This window comes from Nonomuraea sp. NPDC050786 (assembly GCF_040654115.1).
In the GTDB taxonomy this organism is placed as follows: Bacteria; Actinomycetota; Actinomycetes; order Streptosporangiales; family Streptosporangiaceae; genus Nonomuraea.
This window is the reverse complement of record NZ_JBFAHJ010000022.1, coordinates 122,581-143,963: the sequence shown is the minus strand read 5'-3', so window position 1 is coordinate 143,963 and position 21,383 is coordinate 122,581. Positions and strand designations below refer to the sequence as shown.

General features: G+C 72.2%; 19 protein-coding genes. 12 read left to right on the top strand and 7 right to left on the bottom strand.

What is annotated here, in order from left to right; all coding sequences use genetic code 11:
• Positions 1-72: 72 nt before the first annotated feature.
• Positions 73-798, bottom strand: coding sequence for a BTAD domain-containing putative transcriptional regulator (locus AB0H84_RS33625; protein ID WP_357613288.1), 726 nt, complete (start codon positions 796-798; stop codon positions 73-75).
• 149 nt (positions 799-947) lie between these two features.
• Between AB0H84_RS33625 and AB0H84_RS33620 the strand changes: the two genes are divergently transcribed.
• Positions 948-2,603, top strand: a complete 1,656-nt coding sequence (locus tag AB0H84_RS33620; RefSeq protein WP_357613285.1) for an acetolactate synthase large subunit — start codon at positions 948-950, stop codon at positions 2,601-2,603.
• Positions 2,604-2,681: 78 nt separating this feature from the next.
• Positions 2,682-3,653 carry a tyrosine-type recombinase/integrase gene (locus AB0H84_RS33615; RefSeq protein WP_357613283.1) on the top strand — a complete coding sequence of 324 codons (972 nt, stop codon included), beginning with the start codon at positions 2,682-2,684 and terminating at the stop codon, positions 3,651-3,653.
• Positions 3,654-3,657: 4 nt separating this feature from the next.
• On the opposite strand, the gene AB0H84_RS33610 is transcribed toward AB0H84_RS33615, so the two are convergent.
• Positions 3,658-4,263: a TetR family transcriptional regulator gene (locus AB0H84_RS33610; protein WP_357613281.1), complete on the bottom strand. Its 606-nt coding sequence runs from the start codon at positions 4,261-4,263 to the stop codon at positions 3,658-3,660.
• A gap of 71 nt (positions 4,264-4,334) precedes the next feature.
• Here AB0H84_RS33610 and AB0H84_RS33605 point away from each other — a divergent pair, with 71 nt between their 5' ends.
• From AB0H84_RS33605 to AB0H84_RS33570, 8 genes are all read left to right on the top strand, one after another.
• The gene (locus AB0H84_RS33605) at positions 4,335-6,320 is read left to right on the top strand and encodes an AAA family ATPase (protein ID WP_357613278.1); all 1,986 of its coding nucleotides are present in this window, start codon (positions 4,335-4,337) and stop codon (positions 6,318-6,320) included.
• 87 nt (positions 6,321-6,407) lie between these two features.
• Entirely contained in the window at positions 6,408-6,737 is a 330-nt protein-coding gene (locus AB0H84_RS33600; RefSeq protein ID WP_357613275.1) for a hypothetical protein, read from the top strand.
• Positions 6,738-6,894: 157 nt separating this feature from the next.
• Complete coding sequence (locus AB0H84_RS33595; RefSeq protein WP_357613272.1) at positions 6,895-7,491, top strand: CoA pyrophosphatase; 597 nt, start codon at positions 6,895-6,897, stop codon at positions 7,489-7,491.
• Between the two features lie 253 nt (positions 7,492-7,744).
• Positions 7,745-8,404 (top strand): lysophospholipid acyltransferase family protein, encoded by a 660-nt coding sequence (locus tag AB0H84_RS33590; RefSeq protein WP_357613269.1) that lies wholly within the window; start codon positions 7,745-7,747, stop codon positions 8,402-8,404.
• A gap of 52 nt (positions 8,405-8,456) precedes the next feature.
• The gene (locus AB0H84_RS33585) at positions 8,457-10,031 is read left to right on the top strand and encodes a penicillin-binding transpeptidase domain-containing protein (protein WP_357613267.1); all 1,575 of its coding nucleotides are present in this window, start codon (positions 8,457-8,459) and stop codon (positions 10,029-10,031) included.
• Between the two features lie 43 nt (positions 10,032-10,074).
• Positions 10,075-11,322 (top strand): M24 family metallopeptidase, encoded by a 1,248-nt coding sequence (locus AB0H84_RS33580; protein WP_357613265.1) that lies wholly within the window; start codon positions 10,075-10,077, stop codon positions 11,320-11,322.
• Between the two features lie 224 nt (positions 11,323-11,546).
• Entirely contained in the window at positions 11,547-12,380 is an 834-nt protein-coding gene (locus AB0H84_RS33575; RefSeq protein WP_357613262.1) for a GNAT family N-acetyltransferase, read from the top strand.
• A gap of 179 nt (positions 12,381-12,559) precedes the next feature.
• A complete protein-coding gene (locus AB0H84_RS33570) occupies positions 12,560-13,261 on the top strand; it encodes a hemerythrin domain-containing protein (protein ID WP_357613259.1) in 702 nt (233 codons plus the stop codon).
• 2 nt (positions 13,262-13,263) lie between these two features.
• Here AB0H84_RS33570 and AB0H84_RS33565 read toward each other — a convergent pair whose 3' ends face one another.
• The gene (locus AB0H84_RS33565) at positions 13,264-16,608 is read right to left on the bottom strand and encodes a BTAD domain-containing putative transcriptional regulator (RefSeq protein ID WP_357613258.1); all 3,345 of its coding nucleotides are present in this window, start codon (positions 16,606-16,608) and stop codon (positions 13,264-13,266) included.
• Positions 16,609-16,757: 149 nt separating this feature from the next.
• Here AB0H84_RS33565 and AB0H84_RS33560 point away from each other — a divergent pair, with 149 nt between their 5' ends.
• Positions 16,758-17,399: a GntR family transcriptional regulator gene (locus tag AB0H84_RS33560; RefSeq protein WP_357613255.1), complete on the top strand. Its 642-nt coding sequence runs from the start codon at positions 16,758-16,760 to the stop codon at positions 17,397-17,399.
• Positions 17,396-17,884 (top strand): OsmC family protein, encoded by a 489-nt coding sequence (locus AB0H84_RS33555; RefSeq protein WP_357613252.1) that lies wholly within the window; start codon positions 17,396-17,398, stop codon positions 17,882-17,884. Before AB0H84_RS33560 ends, AB0H84_RS33555 begins: the two co-directional genes overlap by 4 nt.
• 595 nt (positions 17,885-18,479) lie before the next feature.
• Here the strand turns inward: AB0H84_RS33555 and AB0H84_RS33550 are convergent.
• The 4 genes from AB0H84_RS33550 to AB0H84_RS33535 all read right to left on the bottom strand — a co-directional run bounded on the left by AB0H84_RS33550 (position 18,480) and on the right by AB0H84_RS33535 (position 21,360).
• Complete coding sequence (locus AB0H84_RS33550; RefSeq protein WP_357613250.1) at positions 18,480-19,697, bottom strand: hypothetical protein; 1,218 nt, start codon at positions 19,695-19,697, stop codon at positions 18,480-18,482.
• A gap of 317 nt (positions 19,698-20,014) precedes the next feature.
• Positions 20,015-20,671 carry a GPP34 family phosphoprotein gene (locus AB0H84_RS33545; RefSeq protein ID WP_357613247.1) on the bottom strand — a complete coding sequence of 219 codons (657 nt, stop codon included), beginning with the start codon at positions 20,669-20,671 and terminating at the stop codon, positions 20,015-20,017.
• A gap of 63 nt (positions 20,672-20,734) precedes the next feature.
• A complete protein-coding gene (locus tag AB0H84_RS33540) occupies positions 20,735-20,953 on the bottom strand; it encodes a hypothetical protein (protein ID WP_357613244.1) in 219 nt (72 codons plus the stop codon).
• Positions 20,923-21,360 (bottom strand): nuclear transport factor 2 family protein, encoded by a 438-nt coding sequence (locus AB0H84_RS33535; RefSeq protein WP_357613241.1) that lies wholly within the window; start codon positions 21,358-21,360, stop codon positions 20,923-20,925. The genes AB0H84_RS33540 and AB0H84_RS33535 overlap by 31 nt, the downstream gene beginning before the upstream one ends.
• Positions 21,361-21,383: the final 23 nt, after the last annotated feature.

Sequence of the window (21,383 nt, the reverse complement as noted above, 5' to 3'; positions counted from 1 at the left end):
CACCCACAGCGTGGCGGGGGCCGTGTCACCACGCCGTGATGGCGGCGTGACGGCGGCGTCACCGGCCCCGGCTCAGCGGCCCCGCCCGGCGCGCAGATCCGCGACCAGCTCGCACAATCGGGGGGTCGGCTGGAGGCCGAGTTCGGTGTGGAGATTTCGCTCGTACAGCTGGAAATGGCGCAGCGCCTCCGCTTGGTTACCCTCCGCGAGGTGGGCCTCGATGAGCGCGGCGCAGGCGCTCTCCCGCAGCGGCTCGGCGTGCGCGGCCACGCTCGCGGCCGTGACCGCCTCGGCGAACCTGCCCTGCCGCACGAAGATCGCCGACAGCGCCTCGAGAGCGTGCAGCCGCAGCTGGTGCCACTCGTCCGCGGCGGCGAGGACCCATTCCTCGTACCAGCCGGGCAGCAGGCCGTCGGAGAGCACCTCGACGGAGTGCGTGCCGACCTCGTCCTCCCCGAGTTCGCGGGTGCGGTCGAGCAGGTGCCGCGCCAGCGCCCGCGCCTCGTCGAAGTCCACGCCGGTCTCCGGGCACAGCCCTATCTCGGTCGTTCCCACCTCGAGCATCCGCCGCCCGACGCCGTCGAGGCGGGCCAGCGCGGAGCGCAGGTTGGCCTGCGCGCGCTTCTCCGGCGCGTCGGGCCAGAGCGTGGTCGCCATCACGCTCCGGGGAACCGTCCTGCGGCTGATGGCGAGGAAGGCGAGCAGGCGCTCGGACCCGCTGGAGACGGCGCGCTGCTCGCCTCCGGCCAGCAGCCGGAAGCCTCCCAGAAGCGTCAGACAGAAAGGTCGCTCCACCATCTTCCGGTCCCCTCGTGGTGCGGGATCAGTGCGGGGAGCCGCTCTTCACTTACCCGCCGTCCGCCGGAATGAACGGCGACCTTCCGGTGCTTGCAGGGACGACGGCGTACAGGGTCGTACAGGGTCGTACAGGAAAGAAGGCGTGTCCCATGTCACCGCAGGCCGACGCGGCCCGGCTCATCGTGCAGGCACTGGAGGCGGAAGGCGTCGAGCACGTCTTCGGCATCCCCGGCGAGGAGAACATCCACTTCGTCGACGCGCTCCAGCACTCCTCCATCCGCTACGTGCTCGTACGGCATGAGCAGGCCGCGGCCTTCATGGCCGAGATCTACGGCCGGCTGACCGGCAAGCCCGGCGTGGCCTCGGCCACGCTCGGCCCTGGCGCGATCAACCTGCAGCTCGGCGTGGCCGACGCCACCACCAACAGCACGCCGGTGGTGGCGATCACCGCGCAGGTCGGGCTCGACCGCATCTACAAGGAGTCGCACCAGGTGGTGGACCTGGTGTCGCTGTTCCGGCCGATCACCAAGTGGGCCGAGCTCGTGCCGTCGCCGCAGGCGCTGCCCGAGATGATCCGCAAGGCGTTCAAGACCGCCCAGACCGAACGTCCAGGCGCCGTCTACCTCGCCATCCCCGAGGACGTCGAGTCGGCGCCGGCGCCCGCCGGCCTGCGCCCGCTCCCGGTGAACGTGGTCCGCCCCCAGGACCCCTCCCCCGCCCAGATCGCCCGCGCGGCCGACGTGCTGGCCGTCGCGCGCCGGCCGATCGTGCTGGCCGGGCACGGTGCCACGCGCGCCGGGGCCGCTCCGGCGCTGGTGCGTTTCTCCGAGCGGCTCGGGCTGCCGGTGGCGACCACGTTCAACGGCAAGGGCGTCTTCCCCGACGACCACCGGCACGCGCTGGGCGCGGTGGGTTTCATGCGCCACGACTACGTGAACTTCGGGTTCGACGAGGCGGATGTGCTGATCAGCGTCGGGTACGAGCTCCAGGAGTTCGACCCGGCCAAGATCAACCCGCTGCGGGACAAGAAGATCATCCACATTCACCGGTTCCCGGCCGAGGTGGACGACCACTATCCGGTGGAGGTGGGGATTCACGGGGACATCTCGCGGTCACTGCACGCGCTCGGCGACGCGGTGCACCGGCGCTTCGAGATGAACGGCACCGGCGAGAAGATCCGCCGCATGGTGCGGGAGGAGCTCGAGCAGGGACGTTCGGAGGGCGGGTTCCCGCTGTCGCCGCGCCGGGTGGTGGCCGACATCCGCGCGGCCATGGGGCGCGAGGACATCGTGCTGGCGGACACGGGGGCGGTGAAGATGTGGATGGCCCGCATGTACCCGACGTACGAGCCCAACACGATGCTGGTCTCCAACGGGCTGTCGTCCATGGGCTTCTCGGTGCCGGGCGCGCTGGCGGCCAAGCTGGCCTTCCCCCATCGCCGCGTGCTGGCGGCCACCGGTGACGGCGCGTTCCTGATGAACTCCCAGGAGCTCGAGACCGCCGTGCGGGAGCGGATCCCGTTCGTGGTGCTGGTGTGGGTGGACGGCGCGTACGGGCTGATCCAGTGGAAGATGGACCTGGAGCTGGGGCGCGATTCCAACGTCGCATTCGGCAACCCCGACTTCGTCAAGTACGCGGAAAGTTTCGGGGCCCGCGGCTATCAGGTCACGAGCGCCGACGAGCTGCTGCCGACGCTGCGCAGGGCGCTGGCGGACGACGTGGTGTCGGTGGTCGCGGTGCCGGTCGACTACTCGGCGAACCTGCAGCTGACCGACAAGCTGGGGGACCTGACCGGCCCCTTCTGACTAGACGGCGCGTTCAGATGTTGTAGATCACGTGTTGACCCCGGCTCCGGGCGGGGCGAGGGCCGTAAGATCGACTGGGTGAGCCTGCCCGCCGTCCCCCAGGAGGTGGCGCCGCCGGTCGAGCCGGCGCGCGACCCGTACCAGGTCTATCTCGACTCGCTCACCAGCCCCGAGTCGCGCCGCACGATGCGCGGCTGCCTCGACCGGCTGGCCCGGCTGCTCACCGGCGACGAGCGTGCCACGGGCGCGGGCCAGCCGTGGCATCTGCTGCGGTACGAGCACACCGTCCGCATCCGTACGATGCTCACGGACCAGGGCTGGTCGGCGGCCTACGTGAACAAGCACCTGGTGGCGCTCCGGCGGGTGCTGAAGGAGGCGTGGCGGCTCGGCCAGACCAGCGCCGAGGACTTCGCCCGCGCCTCCGACCTGGCCCCGGTGCGCCAGAGCCGCCTGCCCACCGGGCACCACGTGCCGCCCGAGGTGGTGGGGGCGGCCCTGTCGGCCTGCGACGACTCGCCGTCGGGGGTGCGGGACGCGGCGCTGATCGCCGTCCTCTACTCCACCGGCTGCCGCCGCGCCGAGCTCGGGAGCCTGTCGCTGGCCGACTACGACCCGGGGAGCCGGTCGCTGCGGGTGCGCGGCAAGCGCGACAAGGAGCGTCTGGTCTATCTCACCACCGACGCGATCGGGCTGGTGGAGCGGTGGCTGGCGATCCGGGGGAGCGCGCCGGGGGCGCTGTTCAGCCCGATCAGCAAGGCGGGCCGGCTGCGGACGCGCGACGGGCGGCCCGTGGGGCTGACCGGGCAGGGCATCGCCGACATCCTGGCCCGCCGCCTGTCGGAGGCGGGGGCGGCCCGGCGTACCGCGCACGACTTCCGGCGCACGTTCATCGGCGAGCTGCTGGACGCGGGCGTGGACCTGGCCACGGCCCAGGCGCTGGTGGGGCACTCCTCCCCCGCCACGACGGCCCGCTACGACCGCCGTCCGGAGAAGACCCGCCGCGACGCCGTCGACCGCCTGCGCCTGCCCGCCCCGCGTCCCCTCTCCTGAAGGTTCACAGGTCGGCGGGCAGGAGGGAGAAGGCGCGTTCGGCCGCCCGCACCGCCTCGCGCTCCACCTCCTCCAGCGGCCGCCCCTCGGCCAGCAGCTCCACGTTGCGCCGGGCCAGCACGCGCTGGGCGGCCAGCACCTGCCCGGCGACCAGATCGGCGGTCAGGTCGTCGGTCGTCTCCGCGAGCGCCTCGGCCAGGGCCCGCTCGTCCAGCGACATGTGCCGGAACAGCCGCGCGACCAGGCTGGGCGTGGAGAACACCATCCGGTTGTAGGCCAGCACCTCCGGATGGTCGTTGAGCCCGGTGACGGGGTCGTGCCTGGCGAGCCCGTCGAGGAAGTGCCGGCGCAGGGCCTCCAGGGGCCGCTCCTGCGGCGCGCGCTGCCGCACGACGCGCGCCGCCTCGCCTTGATGGTCGGCGATCCGGTGCAGCACGAGGTCTTCCTTGGTCGGGAAGTACTTGAACAGCGTCGGCTTCGACACCCCCGCCGCCGCCGCGACCTCCGTCACGGGCACCTCGTCGAAGCCGCGCTCCAGGAAGAGCGCGATGGCCGCCGTCGAGATGGCCTCGTGGACGCGCTGCCGCTGAAGCGCTCGTAGTCCAGTCATGGGCTCACTCTAACGCAAAAGTGTTAACCTGGTTAAAGTCTTAACCGAGTTAACGCTTTAGGGAGGCGCGAATGGGCACGCTCGAGGACGAGAAGCAGTACGTCGAACGCTGCAGGGCCGGTCTGCGCAGGATGCTCGAAGGCGCGCGCGACAACGTGATCGTCGGCGAGACCGTGGCCGGCGACCGGTACAGCGCCGAGCGGCTGGGGCGCCACCTCAAGAGCCTGGCCAAGGAGCTCAGTGAGGAGCCCGAGGGCCCGCCGTTCTTCGGCCGGCTGGACTTCGGCCGGGACTCGGCCGAGCACGGCGGGCGCGCGTACCACATCGGCAGGCGGCACATCACCGGCGAGCACGGCGGCCCGCCCGTGGTGATCGACTGGCGCGCGCCGGTCGCGCGGGCGTTCTACCGGGCCAGTGCCCGCGACCCGCAGGGCGTCGCGGTGCGCCGCCGCTTCGGCTGGTCGGGGACGACGCTGACCAGCTTCGAGGACGAACAGCTCGAAAGGGGCGAGGAAGGCACGTCACGCATCCTGGCCGCCGAGATCGAGCGCCCCCGCGTCGGCCCCATGCGTGACATCGTGGCCACCATCCAGCCCGAGCAGGACGACCTCGTACGCGCCGAGCTGGACACCTCGATCTGCGTCCAAGGCGCGCCGGGCACCGGCAAGACGGCGGTCGGTCTGCACCGGGCGGCGTACCTGCTGTACGCGCACCGGCAGCGGCTCGAGCGCTCCGGCGTGCTGGTCCTCGGGCCGAACCGGGCCTTCCTCGGCTACATCTCCGCCGTGCTGCCCGCGCTCGGCGAGATGGAGGTCGAGCAGACCACCCTGGAGCGCCTGCTCGCCACCGTCCCCGTCACCGCCGTGGACAGCGAGGCCGCCGCGATCGTCAAGCACGACGCGCGGATGGCCGAGGTCCTGCGCAGGGCCCTGTACGGGCGGATCAGCAAGCCGGTCGAGCCGGTGGCGGTGCCCGACGGCTCCTACCGGTGGCGGGTGCCGGCGGACGAGCTGCGCCGGATCGTGGACGACACGCGCCGCGCGTCGCTGCCGTACGGAGTGGGCCGGGAGCGGGTCCAGGCCAGGGTGGTCTCCGCGATCCGCCGCCAGGCCGAGGCCAGGGGGCAGACGGCCAACGCGGCCTGGACCCGCAGGATCGCCCGGGGCGTCATCCCGTTCCTGGACGCGGTCTGGCCCGCCGTCAAGCCGGAGGAGGTCCTGTACGAGGTCCTCCGGGGCGACACGCCCGGCGGCGTGCTGACGGACGCCGAGCGGGAGGCCATCACCTGGGCCAGGCCGCCCCGCAGCGTCAAGAGCGCCAAGTGGACGGCGGCCGACCTCGTGCTGCTCGACGAGATCGCCGGCCTCATCGAGCGCCCGCGCGGCTACGGCCACGTCATCCTCGACGAGGCCCAGGACCTGTCGCCCATGGAGTGCCGGGCCGTGGCCAGGCGCAGCGAGCACGGCTCGCTCACCGTGCTCGGCGACCTGGCCCAGGGCACCACCCCGTGGGCGGCCTCCTCGTGGCCGGAGCGCATGGCGCTGCTCGGCAAGCCGGACGGCCGGGTCATCGCCCTGACCACCGGCTTCCGGGTGCCCGCGGCCGTGGTCGAGCTGGCCAACACGCTGCTGGCGGCGCTCGACGCCCAGGTGCCCGCGACCCGCTCGTATCGCTCGGACGGCCGCCTGCGCGTCACCGAGGCGACCGCGCTGGAGAAGGGAGTGGTGGAGGCGGTGCGCGAGGCGCTGGCGTTCGAGGGCTCGGTCGGGGTGATCGCGGCGGACGCCGACCTCGAGGCGCTGACGGCCGCACTCCGGGACGAGGGCATGGACGGGGACATGGACGGGGACGGCCGCCTCAGCGTGCGGCCCGCCTCGCTGGTCAAGGGCCTGGAGTACGACCACGTCATCGTGGCCGAGCCGGCGGCCATCGTCGAGGCCGAGCGGCGCGGCCTGAACCGCCTGTACGTCGCCCTCACCCGTGCCGTCTCCCGGCTGGACGTCATCCACGTCCGGCCCCTGCCGCCCCAGCTTTCCCGCCCGGTAGAAGCCTCCTGATTTCGGTATATGTCGATGTTCGTTCGGCTCGACAGGAGCGGCTCCCTCGGTGTGTGATGTTGTTCACATCTCGAGAGGAGCCGGCCAGTGACCTCTTCGCACGAGCCGCCCCAGGGCGACGACGTACCGCCCGCCAGGCAAGACCAGTGGAACCAGCCGCCGCCCTATCCTCCTCCGCCGCCCCCGCCTCAGCGGCAGGCGCCGAGCAGCCAGGTCCTGTCGATCATCGGGTTCGTCTGCGCGGTGGTGGCCGTGCTGTTCATCCCGATCCTGTTCGGGCTGGCCGGCATCGTGCTCGGCATCGTCGGCCACACGCGGGGTGAGCCGCTGGGCAAGTGGGCCGCCGTCGCCGCCGGCGTCGGGATGATCATCGGGATAGCGCTCGGCGCCATCCTCGTCGGGAGCATGTCGTCCTGACCCCGCCCGTACGGCGGGTGCCGGGCCCGCCGTACACCCCAGATGGCGGGCGGGGCGGTCCGTGGGAGACAGGCGGGCGGTCGAGCCGGCGGAGCCCGAGGGCGGGCTGAGCGTCACCGTACGGCTGCCGCGGGGGGCGCCGTGCGATCCTTGAGGGATGCTGTCGCCGATCGACGAGCTGCGCGAGCAGATCACCTCCCGCCTGGCCGCCTTCGACCGCCGGGAGGTCCCTCCGACCGGCGCGATGCGCGGGGCCGCCGTCACCGTGTGCGTGCTGGAGGACGCCGAACGCGCCCCGTACACGGTGCTGATCAAGCGGGCCGCCCGCGGCCGCAATCCCGGGCAGTGGGCGCTGCCGGGCGGGCGGCTCGACGACGGGGAGCGGCCGGTGGACGCGGCGCTGCGCGAGCTCGAGGAGGAGACCGGCCTCACCGGGGTCGAGGTGGCCGGGCTGCTCGACGACTTCGTCACCGACTCGGGATTCGTGATCACGCCGGTGGTGGCATTCGGCGGCACGCAGGAGCCGGTGGCCGACCCCCGCGAGGTGGCCTCGGTGCACGCCGTGCCGCTGGAGTGGTTCCTGCGGCCCGGAGTGCCCCGCTGGCAGGGGGAGCTGCTGCAGATGCCGCTGGGGCCCTCCATCGTGGTCCACGCGCCGACGGGGGCGATTTTGTGGCAATTTGCCGAGGTGGCGCTGCGTGGCCGCGAGCAGCGGGTCTTCGACGTGGCACAGCCTCATTGGACGAGAACCTGACCGATTCTTGGGGCCCGATGGAATAGCGATGGCCGGATGTCCGTTAGCATCGAATGGCCGATGTGGTCTGTGTCCCCCGGGCCGCAAATTACCGCCTTCACGGAATACCGTTCGGCTGGAGCCGTGTTGTGCATCTCGCCGAGGAGGCGACCGCCACATCGGCCTAAACGGCTTTTCCCAGGCGTCCCGCCCCTCGGGCGGGGCGCCTGCTTTATGGTGGGGTGGCCGACCGCCCGATGATCAGGAGAGCTCGTTGCTGTACGAAGTGGTCAAGTTCGCCGCCGCGCCGCTCGCCCAGGCGATGTGCCGGCCGCACATCTCCGGGGCGGCGCACGTGCCCAGGAGCGGTCCGGCGATCCTGGCCGCCAACCACCTGTCGGTGCTCGACTCGTTCCTGCTGCCGGCGCTGCTGCCGCGGCACGTGACGTTCACCGCCAAGAACGAGTACTTCGACGGCAACCCCGTCTCCGGATTCTTCATGCGGCTGGGCGGCAGCCTGCCGATCGACCGGGACAGCGCGCACGCCGCGCAGGCCATGCTCGACGCCGCCGCCGAGCTGCTGGAGCGGGGCGAGCTGTTCGGCATCCACCCGGAGGGCACCCGCTCCCCCGACGGCCGCCTCTACCGCGGCAAGGTCGGGGTGGCCTGGCTGGCGCTCAAGACGGGCGCGCCGGTGCTGCCGGTGGCGCTCACCGGCACCGAGAAGGTGCTGCCCGTCGGCTCGAAGGTGCCGAGGCCCGCGCGGATCGGCATCACCATCGGGGCGCCCCTGCGGTTCGAGGGCGACCACACCAAGGCACGTGACCGGCGGCAGGTGACCGACGAGATCATGGCGGCCATCCAGAAGCTGTCCGGCCAGGAGTACGTGCCGGCCTACGCCGCCAGCGTCAAAGCGGCGGGCGGCCAGTCCTAGTGTCGTCGAGGAACAGGGGGATGTAGTGGCGCGGGGCCGTACCATCGCGATCGTGTCCGGCGCCGTCGTGCTCGCGGTGGGGGCCGCGGCCGGTGGCGCGTACTACGTGCTGCACACGAGGGGGACGCCCGCCGAGACGGCGCAGCGCTTCGCCGCCGCGTGGCAGATGGGTGACAAGGCCGCCATGACGGCCCTGCTGGCCAAGCCGCAGCAGCTCAGCGCGTACGACCAGCAGCGCACCGCGCTCGCGGTCGAGTCCGCCGCGATCCAGCTCGGCAAGATCACCGAGACCGACGACCGGGCCCGTGCCCCGTACACCGCGACCCTGACGCTCAAGAACATCGGCACGTGGTCCTACCAGGGCCAGATCGACCTCATGGTCGCCGACCGGGCGTGGAAGGTCGACTGGAAGCCCGCGACGCTCCACCCGTCCATGACCGACGGCGCCGCCTTCGCACTCAAGACGCGCTGGCCCGGCCGGGCCGAGATCACCGACGCCGACGGCGGCCGGATCGACACGGGCACGGTCGGCGGATCGGTGCAGCAGCTGGTCGGCTACCTCGACAAGGCCACCAAGAAGGACGTGGCCAAGCTCGGCTCCTCCTACAAGGTCGGCCAGGCCGTCGGGCGGGGCGGGCTGCAGGAGACGTTCCAGGAGCAGCTGGCGGGCACGCCGGCCACGGAGATCCAGCTCGGCGGCAAGACGCTGCAGACCATCGAGGGCTCCGACGGCAAGCCCGTCCAGACCTCGCTCGACCCGCGCGCGCAGGCCGCGGCGGTGGCGGCGGTCAAGGACATGAAGAAGCCCACCTCTATGGTGGCGATCAAGCCGTCCACGGGCGAGATCCTGGCCGTGGTCAACAACCAGGGCGGCTTCAACCGGGCGCTGGACGGCCGCTACCCGCCCGGCTCGACGTTCAAGGCGGTCACGGCGATCGGGCTGCTCGCGGCCGGGATGTCGCCGCAGGACACGGTGACGTGCCCGATGTACTCGACCATCGGCGGGCTGAAGATCCGCAACTCCGACAAGGAGGCGTTCGGGTCGCTGTCGTTCCTCGACTCGTTCGCGCACTCGTGCAACACCACGTTCGCGCCGCTGGCGCAGCAGAAGCTGGGCGCCGCCAAGCTGCTCGAAGCGGCCGAGGACGTGGGCTTCAACCAGCCGCTGAACATCGGGGTGCCGGCCGCCAAGGCCAGCTTCCCCAAGGCCGAGTCCGACGCCGAGCTGGCCGCGGAGTCGTTCGGGCAGGGCCGGATCACCGCCAGCCCGCTGACGATGGCCTCGGTGGCCGCCGCCATCGCCGACGGCACCTGGCGTCCGCCGACACTCGTGCCCGCGCTGAAGCAGAAGGCCGAGGAGCGTGCCCTCCCCGACGGGGTGAAGGAGAAGCTGCACGAGATGATGGCCGCCGTGGTGTCCAAGGGCACGGCCAAGTCGGCGGGGCTGCCCGCCGGGACGCACGGCAAGACCGGCACGGCCGAGTACGGCACCGGCGACGACCTGAACACCCACGCGTGGTTCATGGGGTTCAAGGGTGATGTGGCGTTCGCGGTGGTCGTGGAGGGCGGCGGCGCGGGCGGCAAGGTCGCGGCGCCGGTGGCGGCGACCTTCCTCAAGAACCTGTGACGCTCTCCTGCTTGGGCCGGCCGGTGCTGGGCAGGGGTCGGTCGTGGGGGGAATCGGCGCCGAGGAGTACGCGGCGCGGCAGGAGGCGATGAGGCGGCTGGCCGCGCGCGAGGGGTTCCACGGGGTCGTGGCCTGGTCCAGAGGCGGATCCACGCAGGACCGCTACGCCGACGTCCACCACCTCACGGGCTTCTACCCGCACCGGCCCTTCGTCCCCGACGTTCCCGGCCACTGGCGGGCGCGCGGCCACGCGGCCGTGGTGCTGCCCGTGGACGCTCTCCCGACGCCCCCGAACGGCCTTTCGAACGGCCGCGCTCGCGTCACGGCCATGCTGATCACCGACGCGGGCGATCTCCAGGAGCCGCGGCCGGCGGCGCGGGTACGGGTCGCCGCCGACCTCGTGGACGCGCTCGCCGAGCAGATCAGGGCCTGGATCCGGCCCGGCAAGGTCGCGTTGATCGGCTCCGAGTCGATGACCGCCTCCTGGTGGTGCCGCCTGCGCTCGGTGCTGCCCGGGCACGAGCTGGTGCGCGCCGACGAGCTGGCCTGGGAGGCGCGCCGGATCAAGAGCCCGGCCGAGCTGGGCCTGCTGCGCGCCTCCGGGGAGCTGGGCGTGCGCGCGATGGCCGCCGCCCGCGACGCCGCCGAGCCGGGCGCCACGGAGGCCGACGTGGCGGCGGCCGCCGTCGCCGAGATCGTCCGGGCGGGCGGCGCCTACTACGGCATGGGCATCTCCTCGGGCACCGAGTCCCACACGTTCGCCGCCTCGGGCCCGGCGCCCTACGCCGCCGACCGGCGGCTCGCGGCCGGCGACCTGCTCAGGATCGACCTGTACGGCTCGGTGCACGGCTACCTGTTCGAGCTGGCCCGTACGTGGGTCGTCGGCGAGGAGCCGACCACGGAGCAGCGGCGCCTTCTCGAAGCGGTGCGTGACAGCGTCCTCGCGGGTATCGACCTGCTGCGGCCCGGCCGGTCCTTCGGCGAGGTGGCGCGCCGGTGCCAGCAGGTGTTCGAACGGTCGGCCTTCGCGGCCCATCACGGGCTGCCCGAGGCGGAGATGCACGGGGTGTGGGGGCACGGGCTGGGGCTGTCGGTCGAGCCGCCGTGGATCATCGAGAACGGGCCGCACGCGGGCGAACGGGCCGAGGCCGGGATGTGCCTGGCCCTGGAGCGGCGGCTCGCGGTCCATTCGGTGGGGGGCGCCGGGTACGAGGAGGACGTCATCGTCACCGACGCGGGACCGGAGCTCACGACCACGAGCCGGCACAGCCCTGAACCGGCCGCCCGCTGAGCCGCGAGGACTGCCTTCAGAAACGGGTGGGCCGCTGGAGGTCACCTTTGGCGCGCTCTCGGGCGCGGCTCACGCGTGCGGTCCGAGCCGCCCAAGTCGCACCCAAGTTGCCTCCGCGACACTCCCCTGGTTCAGTCCGATCGTGACCCGCAGGCGTTGAGCCCCGACCTGACGGCCTCCGGTCCGATGACGTACAAGGTCACCTGCACATGAAGGAGCCGACGATGACCATCGAGTGGACCGCGCTGTCGCACGCGGACCTGCCGGCGATCGCCGATCTCGCCCGGCGGTGCGTCGCGCACGACGGCGGGCTCCGGGCGACCACCTCCCCGTCCTTCCTGGAGCGCAGGTACGCCGGAGGAACGGCGGTGGGCGCGTTCGCCGACGGCCGCCTGGTCGCCTGCGGGGCCGTACGCCCCGTGGGCGACGCCTCGGCGGCGACCGGCCTGGTCGATCCCGGCCACCGAGGGCGCGGCCTGGGATCCGGCCTGCTCGACCGGCTGGTCAAGGGGCCGGTCCGGCTGGAGACCGAGTCGCTGACCCCGCAGGCCCACGCGCTCTTCCTCGCGCGCGGGTTCCGGCAGACGTTCGCCGAGGACGTCTACCGCCGCGACCTGGCCCAGCCGCTCCCGGCTGTCCCCCTCCCGCCGGAGTTGAGGGTCGAGGAGTGGTCGCAGGAGACCGAAGGGGCCTTCTACGCGGCCTACTCCGCGTCCTTCGCCGACCGTCCCGGCTTCCCCGGCTGGTCGCGGGAGGAGTGGGTGGGCTGGCTGGTCGACGACGAGTTCCTGCCCGGCTGTTCGCTCGTGGCGCTTGACGCGGGCGGGGCCGCCGGCTTCGTGGCGTGCGCGGAGGGGTTCCTGATCCAGGTCGGCGCCGTGCCCGGGTGGCGGCGGCGCCACCTGGCGAGGGCACTGGCGGCCGCCGCGCTCGACCGCATGCGCGACCGCGGCGCGACGGAGGTCTTCCTGGACGTCAACGTCAACAACCCGGCCTCGGCCGCCCTCTTCCGCGGCCTCGGATTCGAGGTGATCGCCCGCCGGGCTCGCTACGAGTAATCCGCATATTTGGGGACTTCTGAAAGGGTGCCGCCGTTCTCCGTGATCGCGGAGAACGGCGGCGCCTTTCTTTGCCAGCCGCACGTCCTTGAGCCGCGCTTGAAGTCGGTCCACCAGTGCCGCCCAAGAGCGGGAGGCCACGATGACGGCGATCCCTCCACAACAGAAGGAGTACGACCATGTGGACCGCCGAACACCCGAACGTGCCGCAGATCACGCTGCCCGGTCAGGCCGCCGCCGTGCCGGGGCCGCTCGACATGACCAACATGTACCTGGCGCACTACGGCTTCCGCCGCGACCTCGGCCACCTGCTCACCACGGTCGGCCGGGTCTCCCTCGACGACCGCCGGCGCATCGCCGCCCTGCGCGAGCACCACGCGTGGGTGCTGTTCGTGCTGCACCACCACCACACCTCCGAGGACGAGACGGTCTGGCCGCGGCTGCGGGAGCGGGCGCCGCAGGCGATCGGCACGATCGACGCGCTGGAGGCCGAGCACGAGGCGTGCGACCACTGGATCAGCGAGAGCACCGGGGCGTTCCAGGCGTTCGACGCCGACCCGTCCGAGCCGGGGCGCGAGCGGCTCATGACCGCCCTGCGCGCGCTGGCCGACACGCTGGGCGCGCACCTGGCGCACGAGGAGACCGACGGGATCCCGCTGATGATGGCCCACATCACGCCGCAGGAGGACGCGGAGATGCACAAGACGATCACGAAGCAGTACGGTCTGCGCAAGCTGATCACGCTGCTCGGCTGGATCACCTCCGAGCTGCCGGCCGACGTCGAGGCCCACCTGCGCAGGACCTCACCCAAGCCGCTGCTGCTGCTCAGCACCCTGGCCAGGGGCCGCTACCAGCGGCGCATGGCCTTCCTGTGGGGGTGAGCCTACCTGTGGGGGTGGCCCAGCTCCCGCTCCACGCTCTCGGCGCGCTCGGCGTGCCGCCGCGCCGCCTCGGTGTCGCCCAGGGCCTCGGTCAGTTGTGCCAGCGACCGGCTGACCGGCCACAGCAGCATGCTCAGCCCGGCGGTCCCCATCCGGTCGGCGTACGGCGACGCCTCCTCGTACAGGTCGGCGCAGGCCTTCCGGTCCCCCAGCGCCGACCAGACCTCGCAGCGGACGACCAGCCAGAACAGGTAGACGAAGGTGCGTGGGATCGGCGGTTGCCGCTCCCACGGCCCGAGCGCCTGCCGTGCTTCCTCCAGCCGGCCGCTGACCACCAGGTAGTGGGCGTACCCGTCCAGGTTGAACTGAGAGAGCTGATCGTGCGAGACGTCTTGCGGCGGCTGGATCGCGTCCGCCGCACCGCGGCGCAGGCGCATGAGCCCCACCTGGTACGTGGCGCCCGCCATGCTCGACTCCAGCCCCCACATCGAGGTGGCCCGCTGCTCGGCGACGGTGGTCGCGAGCAGCGACTCGGCCGCCTCCAGGTCGCCGCGGCCGGTGAGGACGCCGAGCCGCAGCCAGTTCAGCATGATGCGCAGGTACGGCATGTGCGTGCGGCCGATCAGTTGCTCGGCCTCGGCCAGCACGTCCAGGGCCTCGCGCACCCGGCACAGCTCCAGCAGCGTGCCGCCCTGGCAGGTGAGCCCGATCGTGCGCAGCTCGTCGTCGCCGGCCTCCAGCCCGGCGCGGGCCATCTCCTCGCCCGCCTCCAGCCGCTGCTGGACGGAGTCGGGGTCGAGCATCGCGTAGTAGCGGGCGAACAGCACGCGGCCCAGCAGGGTCGCGTCGTTCTCCTGGCGGGCCAGCCGCGCCGCCTCGGCGCTCCACCGGTCCCGGTCGGCCGGGGTACGTCCTGGCTGGTAGTACGTCTGGAGCGCCAGGCAGGCCAGCACCCGGGCCCGGGCGGACGGCTCCAGCGTCTCGTCGGCGGCCAGCTCCGTCAGGTCCGCCAGCAGGTCGGCGTCGTGGTCGCCGTAGACCTTCCAGGGTTGCAGAATGCGGCCGCCGTACCCGGTCGCGGCCTCGATCCAGCGCCGCCGGTCGCCTGCCTGCTTGGCCAGGCGGCGGATGCGCGTCAACTCGGCCTCCTGCCCCAGCGAGTCGCCCGCCCCGAACCTGGCCTCGGCCAGCGCGAACAGCAGGTCCATCCGCTCGGCCCCGCCCAGCTCCAGGTCGTCCTCGGCCACCCGCTCCGCCCGCTCCAGCAGCTCGAGGGCCGCGTCGTACGCGCGCAGCCGCTTGGCCTCCTCGGCCGCCCGCCACGCCGCCCGCCAGGCACGCGCGGTGTGGCCCGCGGGAATCGCCTCGAACCAGTGATGGGCGGCGGCGGCCAGCCGGTCGGAGGCCGAGCCGCCGGTACGCGACTCGATCGCGGCGGCCACGGCGGCGTGCAGCCGGGCCCGGCGCAGCACCGGCACCACCTCGGTGAGCGCCTCCTGCACCAGCGCGTGCACGAACAGGAACCGGCCGGGCCGCCCCTCCGCGACCAGGTCGGCCGCCATGGCCGGCTCCAGCCGGTCCAGCGCCGCCTCCAGGTCGAGCCCGGCGGCCTCGGCCACGATCGCCACGTCGAACTCCCGCCCGGCCACGGCCGCCACCCGTAACAACTCGGCGGACGGCTCGGGCAGCCGGTTCACCCGGCCGAGCACGACGTCCCGGACGCCCAGCGGCAGCGTGCCGCGGCCCGGCGATCCGGCCTCCAGGTAACGCATCAGCTCCGTGACGAAGAACGGGTTGCCGTTCGTGCGGTCCCTGAGCGCGTGCACGTCCGTGCCCGCCGGGGTCAGCTCGGCCAGATCGGACGCCGAAAGGCCGGACAGCGGCAGCCGCACCGCCTGCCGGCGCGACAGCGCCTCGAACGCCTCGGCCAGCGCGCCCTGCGGCTGCGGCCAGTCGCGTGCCGTGCCCACCACGGCCAGCTTGCCGTCCAGCACGTACTCGGCCAGGTAGCTCAGCAGCCGCAGCGAGGACCGGTCCGCCCAGTGCAGGTCGTCCAGCACCACCAGGACCGGCCGCCGGCCCGCGGTCAGCGCCCGCGCCGCCGCGTCGTAGGTCCGGAACCTCGAGCCCTCGGGATCGGTCCCGGTCGCGGAGCCGACTCCGGGCAGGTTCGCGCGCACGTCGGCGGGCAGCGGCGGCAGCGTGTCGGCCAGCCGCTCCAGCACCGTCACCCACGGCCAGAACGCCGGCGCGCCCTCCGTCGCCGCGCACCGCCCCACCGCGACCGTGAAACCCCGGGCGTGGGCCCGGCTCACCAGCTCCTCAGCCAGCCGGGTCTTGCCGATCCCCGGCTCCCCCGTGATCAGCGAGAACCCCGGCCGGCCCGCCGCCGCCGCTTTCAGCAGCCCGTCCAGCGCGGCCAGCTCCTCCTGCCGTCCCGTGATGCCCCGCTCCGTGATGCCTCGGTCCGTGATGCCTCGGTCCGTGATGCCTCGGTCCGTGATGCCTCGGTCCGTGATGCCTCGCTCGGCGACCTGCGACTCGGCCACCTGCGACTTGGCCACCTGCGACTCAAGCGGCGGCCGGTGCGGCAGCAGCGCGGGCGATTGGCCGAGAATGTCACGTTCCAGCTCGCGGAGCTCCTCGCCCGGGTCGATGCCGAGCTCCTCGGCCAGGATCCGGCGCGCCGTGCGCAGCGTCTCCAGTGCCTCGCCCTGCCGGCCGCATCGGTAGAGCGCCAGCGCCCGCAGCGCCCACAGCCGTTCGCGCAGCGGGTGCTCGTACGTCAGGGCTTCCAGCTCGCCCAGCAGTTCGTGGTGACGGTCCTGCTGGATGACCGCGCTCACCCGCAGCTCGCGGGCCCGTTCCCGGGCCTCGGTGAGCCGCGCCCTGACGGCGGCCACGTACGCCTGGTCGTCCAGATCCTGGTACGGCTCACCGCGCCACAGCGCCAGCGCCTCATCCGCCAGCCGCTCCGCCTCGGCCGGCCCGTCCGCCTGCTCGGCCTGCGCGGCCAGGCGCAGGAACCGCGTCGCGTCCACCTGCTCCTGATCGATCGCCAGCGTGTAGCCCACCGGCCCGAACGTCAGCAACCGGCTCTGCTCCCTGGCCTGGCGTCCCGGCTCCAGCAGGCGGCGCAGATTGGACACGTACGAGTGCAGCGACGCCTGCGCCTCGGCCGGCGGCTCCTCGCCCCACAACCGGTCGATCAACGTGGCCGGGGCCACCGGCCGGCCCTCCGCCAGCACCAGCATGCTCGCCAGCGCCCGCAGCTTCAGCGGACCGATCTGACACGACCGCCCGTCGTCACCGACGATCTCCAGCGGGCCCAGCACTCGGATGTCCACAGCCCTACCACCCTCACGAAGTCGCCTGATCTTACGACAAGAGGCGGCCGATGGGATTCGCCACAACATGGCCGCGCCAGCCCGGGGCCACTTCTCGGCATGCATTGCATGCATTGCATGCAATGCATGCAACCGATACGCTTGGCGACATGCAGACCGATGTGGCGTTGAGCCGGGTGCGGGAGTTGATCCTCGACGGCACGTACCCGCCGGGAGCGCGGCTGACCGAAATGGAGGTCGCCGCCACGCTGGAGATGAGCCGCACCCCCGTCCGGGAGGCACTGCGGGCGCTCGCCGCCGACGGGCTCGTGCGGCCGTCCGGGCGCGGCGTGGTGGTCGCGTCGCTCGAGCGCGGCGACCTGGAGGAGGCCTACCAGGTACGGGCGGCGCTGGAGGCGCTCACCGCCGAGCTGGCCGCCACTCGCCAGCGCGAGGGCCGCATCGCCCCGGCCGACCTCGCCGCGCTCCGTGACGTCGCGACCGAGACGGCCACCGCCACCGCCGAGGGGCGGTTCGCCGAGGCCGTGCGGCTCAACCGCCGCTTCCACCGGCTGATCGCCGAGCTGGCGGCCAACTCGATGGCGCTGCACGCGCTGGAACGGATCTGGGACCAGATCCAGGTGTCCACCCTGCGGTCACTCGCACCGCCGTCGCGGCCCGCGCACGTCTCGGGACAGCACGAGGAGCTCGTGGCCGCGATCGTCCTCGGCCAGGCGGACGAAGCCGCCAGGGTGGCCCGCGCCCACGTACTCGACACCCGTACCACCACCAGCCAGGAGGAGCGAGCATGACCCGCCAGCACACCTATCCGGTCGTCGTGACCTGGACCGGCAACAAGGGCACCGGCACCAGCGGCTACCGTGACTACGGCCGCGAGCACGAGCTGACCGCCGAGGGCCCGCGCCCCATCGCGGCCAGCTCCGACCCCGCCTTCCGCGGCGACCCCTCGCGCTGGAACCCGGAGCAGCTGCTGGTCGGCGCGCTCTCGGAGTGCCACATGCTCTCGTATCTGCACAAGTGCGCGGTCGCGGGCGTCGTCGTCACCGAGTACGTCGACAACGCGGTCGGTACCATGGCCGAGACGGCGGAGGGCGGGCACTTCACCGAGGCGGTGCTGCGCCCGGTGGTCACCGTGGCGTCGCCCGACATGGTGGACACCGCGGTCAAGCTGCACGAAGACGCCCATCACGCGTGCTTCATCGCCAGTTCCGTGAACTTCCCGGTACGGCATGAGCCGACGGTCCGCAGCGAGAGCCCGGACGCCGCGGCCTCATGAGCCGAGGCCGCGCGCCCGTTCCGCAACGGCCCACCGCGCGGCACCCCTGACGACACTCAGGCCGTCACGCGACCGCATCGGGTGGGACCATCGCGCCGCGGCGGCCTCACCCGATGGCCGCCTCCTGTGCCGAGCCCAGGCGACGGAACTCCTCACCGAGCAGGAGCGCATAACCGGCGTCACTGGCCGATCCTCACGGCGTTCCGGAGGCTGCCGCCGCTGCGCCACCTCGCGGGCCGCTTCATCGGCATGGGCGTCCACCCGGAACACATCGCCGCGGAGTGGGGTGCCGCCAAGGCAGAAACGGGCCGCGCGCCCTCCGCCGCCAGGGCCGCTTCGTCCGCATCACAGCCCCGCTCTCCCTTCACTGCGCCGCACTCCAGCAGAGCGCCACCCTCGCGCCACCACCAGGCAACTCACCCACACACCCACATCAGCGGCCTACCAAGATCCTTTTCAGCGGTCAGCCGCTGTTCCTGGATCTCTCAATCCGAGGTGGGAGTCGACGACTGTCCCTTTCTCCCGTACTTGGCACCGCCTGAGGAGCGACATGTTCACCGCCACCATGCGCCGCGAGCGTTGAACGCCTGCCCGGTCAGCCGCCGGGCTTGGTGAACTCCAGGCCGTCGAACCGGAACACCGTGACGCGGCCGGGGTAGTCGTCGACCGCCAGCAGTCGGCCATCGGCGGAGAACTCAACCGTGCGGTAATAGAGTGATGGCTCGCCGGGTACGACGAAGCGCGGCTCCAGCGGCTGTCCGGTCTCGGTGTCATAAACGATGACCGGACCTCGGATGCAGGCGCCGGCGAGCCGGGTGCCGTCGGGTGACAGCGCGACGTCAGCCAACCTGTCTTCGATCGTCCAGCACAAGGCACCGGATTCCACCGAGACACCACAGCATCCCAACGTCTCACCGCTCGCGACAAGAAGCCGCTCGGTCCGGTCGAACATCAGCTTGTCGAGCCCACGGGCATTATCGGCACTCGTCGGGAAGGGGTGTGGGGCACCCAGCACTCGCTGGCCGGTGTCGACATCCCAGATCTCGAGGGCGTACTCCGTATCGCGGTTGTCCGGGTGGTGGATGAGGCCGACGAGCCGGCCCGACGGAGACAGGGCGGCGGCGCCGGTCCGCGAGGGCCCGCCCGCCGGAAGATCGAGGCACGACCGGCCATCCGGGCCCAGCACGCGCAACGTGTGATCGTCGGCTACCAGCATCCGGCCGGCGACGGCGTCCCGCCCCAAGCGGGTGTGGGGCAGACGCTGAACGTGACCGGTGGCGAGTGCCACCGTGTGGCTCGTGTCCCCCCCGCTGCTCGTGTTCCGGACGGTGAACGTCAGGTGCGATCCGTCCGGTTCGAACGCCAAGTCATGGACCGCTGAGTTCCGCGACGCATCGGCGTACACCACCCGGCGGGCGCCGGTCCCTAAGTCGACGGTCTGCACCTCGGAGCCGAGCTGCAGCCGGACCCGGTCAGGGATGCCGCGGGCGACCGCGAGGGTGCCGCCGTCCGGGTGCAGGGCGAACGCGACGATCCCGTTGGTCGCCGGCGTCGCGCACTGGACGACGACGTCGCCCGGCTCGGTCGCGGCGACGTCACGCAGCACGGCGTACCCGTCACGCATCTTCTCGGTGACGATCTTCTCCAGGGCCTCGCATGCCGCGCGCACGCTGCCGAACGACTTCATGCGCTCCTGAGGCTTCCCGGCACCGGTCCACCAGCTCCGGTGCAGCTCGACCCCGTCGGTCCGGAGCTCCAGATATTTGGGCTTCGAGGTGCCGGGATGGGTCAGGAGAATCCGCTCACGATTCATACGGGGCAGCGTAGAGATCTCCACCGTCAGAAATCATCAGCGCGTACGGCGGGGCCGGCAACGCCACCACCTGGAAGCCATCGCGAACCGGCCTGGGACGGACACCATCGGGTATGGCCGACGCGCGGGGGGTGGTTCTCTTCGGACCCGTACGCGAAGGCGTCAGCGAGGGGCTCGGTGTCGCGCCCGGTAGGCGACGGTTCGTCAGGCGTGGGCGTCGTAGCGGCATCATGGCGGTGGCCCGAGCCGGGGGCGAACCACCGCCCGCACTGTGGGCATCGGCGCGCGACGTCATCGACACCGGCAACCAGAGCGGCTCACCCCGTGGTGGTGGTCGTCGCGGCGACGGTCGCCGCGGTGATCGTCGTGATCATGACCGCGTTGATGGCGGCGATGGTCTGGGCGACCGCGTCGGCCGTCCAGGCGCCCTCCGCGATCTCCTTGACGCGCTGCTTGCTCGCCTCGGGGAAGGCCTTGCCGTCGAGCTTGGCCGCGTGCGCGATGGCGATCAGGACGGCCGTACGGGCGTCGGGGTCGGCGCCCGCCAGCGCGCTGGTCACCCGGCCCCTGACCGCGGCCTCCACGTCGGGGTTGGCCTCGGGCCAGCGCGTGGTGGGGAAGATGCCCAGCACCTTGCCGCGCTGCTCGGCCAGCACGCCGGACTCCGCCAGCCTGCTGAGCAGGCGCTTGCGCAGATTGGCCGACTGCAGCCGCTGGACCCACCAGGCGGGCTTGCGCTCCTTGCCCTCCTTGGCGATGCGGCCCAGCGTGGCGTCCAGCTCCGGGTCGCCGAGCGGGGACGGGTCCTTGACCGTCACCTTCTTGTCCGACAGCTCGAGCCGGCCGTTGACGGCCAGCTCGGCGAGGAGCGCGCCGGCGAGGGCCGGGTCGAGCTGGGTCCCGGAGACAAGCTGCGTGCCCTTCTCGTCGTTGTAGGCGAGCAGGAGGAGTTCTTCGGCGATCGTCACGGTCATGCTTCGACACTAGCCTCCCAGCACATGACCTTTTCGGAGAAGTTGCACGCTGTCGGCCGCCCGTTACTGCGGGTGCAGCTCGAACAGTCGAGCGTGGCCGGCTGACGAGGACCAGTGCCCCCGTTGCCGATCTCTCATTCCGCGCAGGTTGGCAGCGGCCAGCGGGCGGCGTTCGGCTCGGTAGGCGTCGGCCGGCCGGCGGTGCACGCTGACCGGCGACGTCCAGGCGATGTCGTGCAGGCAGATGCCGGTCAGGCCGGCTCGTACCCCGGCGGGAACCACGCTTGCAGGTTCTGCGGGTTGATCGGCACGGAGATATGTTCGTGTGCGATCAGCCACGTGTCAGGTGTCCGCCGGAGACAAACGGTCGAACGTACCCATATAGCGCTTTGAAGCCCGTTCTTTCGCGTTCCACTGTCCAGGTGAAGCATGTGGGCGAACGCGACATCCCCCGCCGTCGCGACGGTGACGTCGTGCGTTTCCAGGCTGATAGGGCCGTCGTACTCGTCGAACCAGCGCACGAAGTTGCCGCGGACTTCATCGGCTCCCGCGAACTGGAGAGGGGGAACGACATCGTAATAGACAACGTCGTGAGAATAATGTGACATGAGCCGGTCGATGTCCTTCGTCTGGCAGGCGTCGACTCGGCTGTCCAAGAGCGCCCTGACCTCGGAATCGTATGAAGTCATCGCATCCTCCGTTCAAGAAAAGG